The sequence below is a fragment of the Streptomyces katrae genome (genome assembly GCF_000966975.1).
GTDB classification, from domain to species: Bacteria; Actinomycetota; Actinomycetes; order Streptomycetales; family Streptomycetaceae; genus Streptomyces; species Streptomyces katrae.
This window is the reverse complement of record NZ_JZWV01000413.1, coordinates 1-9,147: the sequence shown is the minus strand read 5'-3', so window position 1 is coordinate 9,147 and position 9,147 is coordinate 1. Positions and strand designations below refer to the sequence as shown.

General features: G+C 73.9%; 9 protein-coding genes. 1 reads left to right on the top strand and 8 read right to left on the bottom strand.

Features of this window, described 5'->3' with window-relative positions:
- The 5 genes from VR44_RS16015 to VR44_RS15995 form a co-directional block, all read right to left on the bottom strand.
- On the bottom strand, positions 1-250 hold a 250-nt coding region (locus VR44_RS16015), incomplete at its 3' end, for a hypothetical protein (protein ID WP_045948167.1).
- Positions 243-860, bottom strand: a complete 618-nt coding sequence (locus VR44_RS16010; protein WP_045948166.1) for a hypothetical protein — start codon at positions 858-860, stop codon at positions 243-245. The genes VR44_RS16015 and VR44_RS16010, both read right to left, overlap by 8 nt.
- Entirely contained in the window at positions 850-1,479 is a 630-nt protein-coding gene (locus tag VR44_RS16005; RefSeq protein WP_045948170.1) for a TetR/AcrR family transcriptional regulator, read from the bottom strand. The genes VR44_RS16010 and VR44_RS16005 overlap by 11 nt, the downstream gene beginning before the upstream one ends.
- A 101-nt stretch (positions 1,480-1,580) precedes the next feature.
- Positions 1,581-2,801, bottom strand: a complete 1,221-nt coding sequence (locus VR44_RS16000; protein WP_052713630.1) for a DJ-1/PfpI family protein — start codon at positions 2,799-2,801, stop codon at positions 1,581-1,583.
- Between the two features lie 353 nt (positions 2,802-3,154).
- The gene (locus tag VR44_RS15995) at positions 3,155-4,135 is read right to left on the bottom strand and encodes a GlxA family transcriptional regulator (protein WP_045948165.1); all 981 of its coding nucleotides are present in this window, start codon (positions 4,133-4,135) and stop codon (positions 3,155-3,157) included.
- Between the two features lie 532 nt (positions 4,136-4,667).
- On the opposite strand from VR44_RS15995, the gene VR44_RS15990 reads away from it, so the two are divergent.
- Complete coding sequence (locus VR44_RS15990; RefSeq protein WP_052713629.1) at positions 4,668-6,038, top strand: lipase family protein; 1,371 nt, start codon at positions 4,668-4,670, stop codon at positions 6,036-6,038.
- A 230-nt stretch (positions 6,039-6,268) separates the two neighbouring features.
- Here VR44_RS15990 and VR44_RS15985 read toward each other — a convergent pair whose 3' ends face one another.
- The 3 genes from VR44_RS15985 to VR44_RS15975 form a co-directional block, all read right to left on the bottom strand.
- Positions 6,269-6,628 (bottom strand): hypothetical protein, encoded by a 360-nt coding sequence (locus VR44_RS15985; protein ID WP_045948164.1) that lies wholly within the window; start codon positions 6,626-6,628, stop codon positions 6,269-6,271.
- A gap of 332 nt (positions 6,629-6,960) precedes the next feature.
- Positions 6,961-8,535 (bottom strand): ABC transporter permease, encoded by a 1,575-nt coding sequence (locus VR44_RS15980; protein WP_045948163.1) that lies wholly within the window; start codon positions 8,533-8,535, stop codon positions 6,961-6,963.
- Positions 8,532-9,147, bottom strand: a 616-nt coding sequence (locus VR44_RS15975; protein WP_045948162.1) for an AAA family ATPase, incomplete at its 5' end; no start/stop codon positions are given. The genes VR44_RS15980 and VR44_RS15975, both read right to left, overlap by 4 nt.

Below are 9,147 nucleotides of genomic sequence, written 5' to 3'. Positions count from 1 at the left end.
GGGTCAGGACGGCTGCCGCCAGGAGCCGTCCGTCGGGGTCCACCAGAGCCGTACGGCGGGCCCCGGCGAGGCCGGCGTGGGTGCGCAGGGTGGCGCGGAACCAGCGAGCACGGGCGGAGTGTGCGCCGCCGCAGATCCAGGAGACGGCCGGCTCCCGGACGAACGCGGCGGCCAGCAGCTCGGCGCAGGCGGCCGGGTCGGGGTCGGTGTCGATCCGGCGGGAGGCCGCGGCATCCAGGTCCTCAGGCATCCCGACCCCGTTCGAGGGGCGCCTCGGGCACGAGGTGGCAGACGAGCAGTTTGAGGAAGAACAGTGGTACGAACCAGGCAAGTGCGGCCGGCACCGGCAGCCAGAACAGGTTGACCAGGACGGCTGCCATCAACACCGCCATCGCCACGGGCCGTCTGAGGTGGACGGGCGCGAACTCCACCGCCACCGACCCGCCGAGGAGCAGCCCGGCGTTCGCCGAGGTCCAGGCGAGGTCGCCGGAGAGGACGTACAGGCCCATCGCGGCGAGGTGGATCAGGTGCGCCGAGACGAACAGCAGCCGGGCGCGCCGCGCCGCCGGGTCGGCCCGGTGGTACCAACGCTTCGCGGCGTTGGTGGCGTTGGTCAGCACCCCGCCGATCAGGTCGAGCCCAGCCAGGGCGACCACGGCGAGTTGCCCGGTCGACCAGTCGCGCGCGGCTCCCGAGCTCCACAGTCCGGCGGCCAGCAGCAGGGCACAGCCGAGGAGACCGATGGTCTCCACCACGGATTCGGAGCGGGACTTGCCCGGCCCCATGAACCGTTCGAGGCGGCCGGCGAGACCGGACGGGGTGGCCGGTATCTCCCAGGAGATCCTCAGGTCAGTGCGCACCGTTCGGCTCCTGTCCGGGAGCCGCGGCCGCCGCACCCCACAGGCCGCGCAGGAGGGTCCACAGCTGGTGCGGGGGGTCCCCCTGTGGGAGGCCTTCGAGGGATCCGCTCGTCATCAGGGCCACGGCCCAGGCGTCCGCGGCCCGGATGACGGCGGCGGTCGCCGACACCATCAGTGCGTGGTCCACATCGGTACGGATCATCCCGAGCCGACGGCCGTCCGTGACCAGGGCATCGAACCAGTCGAGCCACGGGGTTCCGTCGCTGCGCCCAATGGCGGCGTCGGCGAGGGCCAGGTCCTCGGGGTGGTCCCTCAGGTGGGCGGCGAGGCCGGCGGATCCAGCGGCGAACCGGGCGCCGAAGTCCTCCTCGTCCCGGGCCGGGCCCCAGGGGCCGAGGGCGTGCAGCAGTCGGTCGAGGACTCCGTCGAGGACCGCGGTGAGCAGGTCCTCCCGGCCGTCGAAGTAGTGGTAGGCGGCGGTCTTGGAGACTCCCGCCGCCTCGATGATCTTGTTGTAGGAGGCGCCTTCGGCGCCGTGCTCGGCGAAGTGCCGACGCGCGACTCCCAGGATGTGCTCGCGGCGTTCGGCGGGCAGGCGGTCGAAACGAGGAAGAGGCATGAACACATGATACGCACCAGTGGGGTGTACTGGTAGTACACCCCACTGGTGTCCCTTTCCCGCAGCGGCGCTGTGCATCAACCGGCTCACGGCGTCCGGGGCTACGCCACCGGACGCCGTGGGAGGCGCCGCCGTCGCATCGCCCGGCGTGCCGCCGCCGGTGCCAGCCCCACTCCCACGCTCAGGGCGGCCGTCGCCGCGGCCAGCAGGGTGGGCCGCCAGGGCCAGGGCGCGCCCGTCAGTTCCAGGTGGGCCGAGGGGTACTCGGAGAACTTCGCGGTGGCCAGCGCCGTACGGCGGTCGCTGTGCTCGGCGAGGTCCCGCAAGACGGGATCGAAGCCGAACTCCCCGGACCGCCGTCCCCCGCCGGGCAGTTCGGCGGTGAGCCCGTTGCGGCGGGCCCAGCCGCTCAGTGCGGTGCCGAGGGCGGAGGCATCCTTGACGCCGGGCACCACGAAGCGGTCCGCGCCGTCGGCGTCCCCCGTCGCCGGCCGGGTGACGAGGACCAGGCCGTGGCGGGTGGTGACGGTGTCGCCGGCGCCGATCACCACCGTCCGGGCGGCGAAGGACACTCCGCCGTACCCTTCGAGGGCCGCGGCCGCGTCGATCTCCTCGACCCCGTCGACCAGGCCAATGGCCGTGGTAGGTCGCCGCCACGGGAACGCGGCATTGAGGGCGTAGGGCAGGTCGCCGAGGGCGAGGTGGTTGGCCGGTATCGCGGTCGGTCCGTCCGGAGTCCAGCCGGGGTAGGACAGCCCGGTGCCGATACGGGCCGCTTCCGTCTCGCCGGCCAGTTCCTCGACCACCCGCAGGGCGCCCACGGTGCCGGAGGTGACGCCCGCGGTGGTGGTCACCCGCCCGTCCTCGACGTAGCGCTGCCCGCGCTTCCAGTCGACCTTCGGATAACTGCGTTCCAGGGAGCCGATGTTGGACCAGAACGACGTGGCGTCGCGGCCGTCGAGGAGACCGGAGGCGGCCAGCAGTTCGGAGCCCGCGCACACCCCGAGGATCCGGGCACCCCTGCGGTGGCGTTCGACGATCCACCGGCGCAGGCCCTCCTCCCCCGCGCCGGTGGGGTCGGTCACCGCGGGCACGACCACGACGTCGGGTTCCGGCAGGGTGCCGTCCGCCACCTCGGCCAGCGTGTGGTCGGGCAGCAGATGGGCGCCGCCGGACAGCGGGCTGACACGGCGTTCGGCGGCCACCGTGTAGACGAACATCTCCCGGGACTCGGCGAACACCTGGTAGGGCGCGAGTACGTCGGTGGCCACCGAGCCCGCGTTGCCGACCGCGACCGCCACCGTGATCCGGCCGGGCGGCACCGGCCGGATCCGCGGGGGGCGGCGGCGAAGCTGTCGGCCATCGACGCGCTCACCCCCGCGAAGGCGATCCCCGCGAAGGACGCCGCGGACAGCACCGTGGCCGGCAGTACCCGGCCGATACGGCGCAGGGCCCGGTGCCCCCTGCGCGGCTTGGAACCAGAGCCCGCCTCGGAACTCACTTCGGACAAGACATACCTCGACAATCCGGGCACCGATCGGCAGCGTGGTGCCGTCGGCCGGCCCTGGTGGAGACGACTTCGTGGAAGAGGGAAAACGGGTGGAAACGCGAAAGCGGAAGAGTCCGGGGGGGGGAGGAAGGGGCGACGCTCCCCCCCGGGGGGGGGGTGGATCCGTCAGGCGGTCGGCCGCAGCGGTGCGCGCAGTCGCGAGGGAGGGACTCCGAAGGCGTCGGCGACCACCCGGCGCAGCTGCCGCGCGTCGCGGAACCCACAGCGGGCCGCGACCGCCTCCACTGTCAGGTCGGTACCCGACAGGAGGGAGCGGGCCCGCTCCAGCCGCAGTTGCCGCTGGTAGACGAACGGGGTGATGCCGGTGACCGCGGTGAAGGCCCGCGTCAGACCGCGCGGGGACAGCCCGGCGACGCCGGCGAGTTCCCGCAGGGTGAAGGCGGCGTCCAGGTGCTGGGCCAGGTGGTCCTGCACCCGGTGCACCGCGGGATGGACGTGGTCGCGGTGCCGCAGGAACGGACTGATCTGCGTCGCGTCCCCGTCCCTCCGCAGGTACAGCACCAGTTCGCGGGCGACCCGCGCGGCCAGTTCCGGGCCGCGGTCCCGCTCGACCAGGGACAGCGCGAGATCGATCCCCGACGAGATCCCCGCACTGGTGCTGATCCGCCCGTCGTGCACGTAGAGGGCGGCCTCGCGCACCCGGGCCCGCGGGTACCGCTCGCGCATGGCCGAGGTCAGCGACCAGTGGGTCGTGCACAACCTGCCGTCCAGCAGTCCCGCTTCCCCCAGGACGGCGGCACCGGTGCACACCGACGCCACCCGGGCACCCGCGTCGTAGGCCTCCCGGACCCAGCGCACCACGGCGGGCTCGACCAGCCGGTCGGATCCGGTCAGCCGGGGCCCCGGTACGAGCACCAGATCGCCGGCCACCGGCCGGGTCGTCGGCAGCGGTGCCAGACCGGCCAGCCGCAGGCCCTGGGCCGACCGCAGACCGTCTGCCTCGCCCACGTACTCCAGCCGGTAGCCGCCGCCGAAATGCGCCGCGGCATCGAACACCTGCACAGGACCACCGAGGTCCAGCAGGTTCACCTCGGGCAGCACCAGAACCAGGACCCGCCCGGTGCACCCGTTCGTCTCGTCACTCACCCCGTCACGGTAGGCCGGCCCGGGCCGTCCGCACGAGGTCTCCCAGGGGCCAGTACCGGACGGATTCGGCACTCACAAACACCGGGTCGACGGGCCGCCCGTGGGGTCCCCCTCTCTTGGTCAGTGGGACGGCCCCGTAGTGGATCCGGGCGGCCTTCGTCCGGCGGCCGGCACGGTGCTGGGAGGAGCTCCGGCGCGGCGAGGTGCAGGCTGCTCGCTCCCGCGCCGGGGACACTCGCCACCTCCGCGACAGCCTCACCCGTTTCGGGGCGCGCGGGGGCGCGGACTCCGAGGGACCAGTGCCCCTTGGCGCGGTGCGCGCCCCAGGTGTCGTTGCCACCCGGGCCCGATCAGCCCACATACCTTTCCCCTGTTGGCGGGACCGCGCACGTCATCGGTCGTGCGACACCGGAGCCGGCGTCGGCGCCAGGCGTACCCGGGCGGCCAGAACCCACCCCCCGGCCGCGGCACCACCCGGCCGAAGGCGGTCCCTGCGGCGACTCATCCAGCAGACGAGGGAAGGCGGCAGTACATGGCTACGCACGGCAGCGAACCGAGGGTCGACGTCAGCACCGCACCGTGGACGGACGCGGAGGGCGCCGAAAAGGCGCAGGGCGAGGCACCGGAACCGCTCCGGCAGGGAGTGCTGTTCGCACCCGCACTGCGGGGGGACACAGCCCGCAAGGTCAACAAGCCGAATACGGTCTGGCAGCTCACCGGCGCGTTCGCGTACGAGGGGGAGACGGCCACCGGCACCGCCGCCGTCTACTACGGCCTCGACGCCGACGGCACGCCCCACGAGGGCCTGGTCAACCCGATGATCTTCGCCGACGGGTTCAACTACGGCGAGAGCAACCTCGACGACCTCTACTCCCACCTCGACGCGCCCTACGACGCCGACGGCAAGCGGCTGCTCAGCCAGCTGCTCGCCGCGGGCGTGGACGTCATCCTGCTGGGCTTCAAGGAGCGCCACACCCACATCCAGGCCAACGCAGCCGTCGCGGTCAGCGCCATCCGCAAGGCCATCGACGACCGGCTGGAGGGCGGTGCCCCGCTGATCGTGGGCGGCGTCAGCATGGGCGGACTCATCACCCGGTACGCGCTGGCGTGGATGGAAAACGAGGGCGAGGACCACGAAAGCCGCATCTACCTCTCCTACGACTCCCCGCACAACGGCGCCTGGATCCCGGTCGCACTGCAGCAGCTGGCGTACTTCTTCGAGTCCGTTCCCGACCCTTCCGGCAAGCCGAAGCAGGCCGAGCTGATCAGGAGCGCCGCCGCCCAGCAGCTCCTGTGGGCCTGGGTGCCGAACGCCAAGGACTCCGGCGCCGTCGCGACCTGGAGCGAGAAGCGCCTCCGGTTCCTCCAGGACCTCAAGGACATCGGATGGTTCCCGTCCAAGCCGGGCCTGCGCAGGCTCGGCGTCGCCAACGGCACCGGTGACGGCACCTCGGGCCCCCTGCTGCCCGACGAGCTGGTCTTCGACTGGAGGTCGCCGGGAATCGCCCGCGCGGTACTGCGCACCCAGCCGGCCTTCGGCCAGGACCAGGAAGTCGTACGGATGTCGGCCCTGATCCTCGGCTACCGTACGAGCCGAACCAGCGAGATCCCCGCGCTCGACGGCGCGCCCGGCGGCACCCTGGCCTCCTACGGCATGCTCGCCGACGCACTCGGCGCCCCGATCGACGAGCGCCACCGCTCCGGCTGCTTCGTGCCCTCGGTCAGCGCCATCGCCCTCAAGTACGACCCCGTCACCTGGGACGTCGACCTCACCACCCACCTCAACGACCTCCCCTCCGGCCGTAGCGAGCTGGACGCCTTCAAGTGCGACGACACCAATTCCGAGCACAGCCTGGTGACCGAGAGCCTCGCCGAGTGGATCCTCGCCGAACTCATCGGCTGACCGCACCGGCCACGGATGGAACCGCACCGAATACGACACGGGGCTGACCGACCCATCAGGGCTCGTGGTCCCTCCCTGTCGGCCCGACAGGGACCGAGCCACCGTCACCGGGCCCCCGCGCGTGCAGCGCGGGGGCCCTACCCGTCCCCCGGAGGGGTCAGCGAACTGCGGTATTACCCGGGGGCCGCACGGCACACCGCGGTATCCGTGCCCGCCGGAGCCGCGATGGCTCACATGTTGCGGCTGGCGGCCTCGGCCTGGGCTATCGCCTCGGCCTCGCTTTCGGCGAGCGCGAGGGCGACGCCGAAGGCCTGTGCGATGTGCCCGGCCGCGGACATGACGCGTGCCGTTCCCACGACGGGCGCGATCGCGACGAGGAGGTCTTGGAGCTGCTCGACCGTGAAGTCGGCCTTGAGGGCCGGGTTGATGTGGGCCATGTAGGAGATCGCGGGCGCGTCCATGGCCACGAGCGCGGCGATCCGGCTGATGATCAGCGTGCGCTCGTCCATGTGGCAGTGCTCGAGGGAGTCGATCGTCATCGCGGCGATGGTGTCGAGAACGGGGGTGTCGAATTCGGGTGCGGTAGCCATGACAGGGCCGCCTTCCGGTTCCTGTGCAGCGGGGAGCCGGAGCACCACCCCGTTGGTGCAGGGGTCCCCCCGAATGCCCGGCGGTGACCCGTCAAGCCTAGGCACCGCCCGCCGGTGCCGCACGCCGGATGCGGCGCCGCCTGGGCGCATCGATCAGGCGGCGCGGCGCGGAGCCTCGGACCGGTGAGCGCCTCGGTGGAGGTCATGGCCGCGGATCCGCGACGGTCCGTACGGACGGGCGCCGAGGTCCCTGACGCGTGGTGGCGCGCGAGGTGCGGTACCCGGCGGGCCGGAGCTGGGGTGGCGGGTCCGGAAGAGACGGCCTGGCGGGCCTACGCCGTCATGTCGCGGCGGCGCAGGGCCGCCAGGCCGACCGCCGTCAGGGCCGCCGCCAGGCCGGTGAGGACGAGGAGGGGCACGGGCTGCCGGCCGCCGGGGCCGGGGAGCCTCGGCAGGTGGGCGAAGGGCGAGAGGTCCAGCACCTGACGCGGCAGGTCCAGGGCCGGACCCAGCCAGCCCAGCGCCAGCGCGGCCCCGGCCACCGCCCACGCGACGGCCGCGTACCGCGGGGCCGCCCCGTACAGCAGGGCGGCCAGTCCGCCGAAGACCCACACCGCCGGCAGCTGCGCCAGGCAGGCCCCCACCGTGGCGGCGGCATCCCCGCCGTGCCCGAGCCCCAGTCCGAGGCCGGCCAGGAGCAGGATGAGGGCCGGTCCCGCGAAGGCGACGGCCAGGTGGCCGCCGGCCCAGCGCAGCCGGCCGAGGGGGTGCGCGAGCAGCGGCTCGGCGCGCTGCGCGGTCTCCTCCCCGTGCAGCCGCAGGACGCAGGAGACGGCGAACAGCGCGGCGGCCATGCCCAATAGCCCCGCCATCGCGGCGAGGAAGGCGTCGGTGAGCCCGCTGCGCCCGCCCATCCGCTCGATGATCTCGCGGGTGCGCTCGTTGCCGCCGACCACCTCGGCGACCCCGTCGGCCATCCCCCCGAAGACCGCCCCGGCGGTGAGGAAGGCAGCGCTCCAGCCGAGTACGGCCCCCCGCTGGAGCCGCCGGGCCAGTGCCCCCGCCGAACCGAGGCGCCCCTCGGCCGGGCCCGGCCGGGCGGCCAGGAAGCCCGTGCCCAGGTCGCGACGGCCCGCCAGCGCGTAGGCGGCGGCCGTCAGCGCCGGCGCCCCGGCCGCGAACAGCCCGAGCACCCACCAGCGTTCGCCCGCGAAGGCCCGTACGTTCTCCAGCCAGCCCAGTGGCGAGGCCCAGGTCAAGGCCGACCCGGCGCCCGGGGTGCCGGCATCGCCCGCCGCACGTAGCACGAACGCGGCCCCCAGCACGGCCGCCGCCAGCCCCTTCGCGGTCCGGGCACTCCCGGTCAGCTGGGCGGCGACGGCCGCCACGGCGGCGAACACCACCCCGGTCCCGGCGATGCCCAGGCCGAGAGCGAGGGCCCCGGGCGCGCCCTGCCCCGCGAGCCCGCCCGCGATCAGCACGGCCACGGCGGCGTCGGCGGTGAGCGCGGCCAGCAGGGCGGCCGTCAGCGGGGCCCGGCGGCCGACCGCCCCGGAGCAGAGCAGTTCGTGCCGGCCCGTCTCCTCCTCCTCGCGCGTGTGCCGTACGACGATCACCAGGCTCATCACGGCGGCGAGTACCGCCCCGAACACCCCGCTCCGCCAGGCGGTGAGGGCCCCGAGGGACTCGCCGAACACCGGCCCGTACAGGGCCCGCATCGAGCCGTTGGCGTTCATCGAGGCGGCAAGAGAGGCCCGTTCGGCTCCCGTGGCGTAGACGGCGCCGAGCGCGCGGGGCATGCTCACCACCAGCAGCGCGGCCGCCGCCACCCAGACCGGCGCCATCACCCGGTCGCGGCGCAGCGCCAGCCGCAGCAGCGTGCCGGTACCGGTCAGCGGCCCGTTCATCGCCCGTTCACCCCGCCCGGCCGACCCTCCGGGGCGTAGTGGCGCAGGAAGAGTTCCTCCAGCGTGGGCGGGGTCGCGGTCAGGGAGCGGACGCCCGAGGCGGTGAGGGCACGCAGGACGGCGTCCAGTGCGCCGGTGTCGGCCTGGAGGCTGATCCGCGGCCCGCGCACCTCGACGTCGTGGACGCCGGGCAGGTGCGCGATGCCGTTCGGGGCTCCGGCGAGCTCGGCGGTGATCGAGGTACGGGTGAGGTGGCGCAGGGCGGCGAGGGTGCCGCTCTCCACGGTGCGGCCGGCGCGGACGATGCTGACCCGGTCGCAGAGGGCCTCGACCTCGCTGAGCAGGTGCGAGCTGAGCAGGACGGTGCGGCCGGCGTCGCGGGCCTCGGTGACGCAGCGCCGGAAGACCTCCTCCATCAGCGGGTCGAGCCCGGAGGTGGGCTCGTCGAGGACGAGGAGTTCCGCGCCGGAGGCGAAGGCCGCGACCAGGGCGACCTTCTGGCGGTTGCCCTTGGAGTAGGTACGGCCCTTCCGGGTCGGGTCGAGTTCGAACCGCGCGACCAGGTCGTCCCGCCGGGCCCGGTCGAGGCCGCCGCGCAGGCGTCCGTACAGG

What these genes read in the sequence shown, in the direction of transcription:
- VR44_RS15980 (WP_045948163.1), bottom strand. Translation starts at nt 8,535, where the DNA reads ATGAACGGGCCGCTGACCGGTACCGGCACGCTGCTGCGGCTGGCGCTG.
- VR44_RS15985 (WP_045948164.1), bottom strand. Translation starts at nt 6,628, where the DNA reads ATGGCTACCGCACCCGAATTCGACACCCCCGTTCTCGACACCATCGCC.
- VR44_RS16005 (WP_045948170.1), bottom strand. Translation starts at nt 1,479, where the DNA reads ATGCCTCTTCCTCGTTTCGACCGCCTGCCCGCCGAACGCCGCGAGCAC.
- VR44_RS15990 (WP_052713629.1), top strand. Translation starts at nt 4,668, where the DNA reads ATGGCTACGCACGGCAGCGAACCGAGGGTCGACGTCAGCACCGCACCG.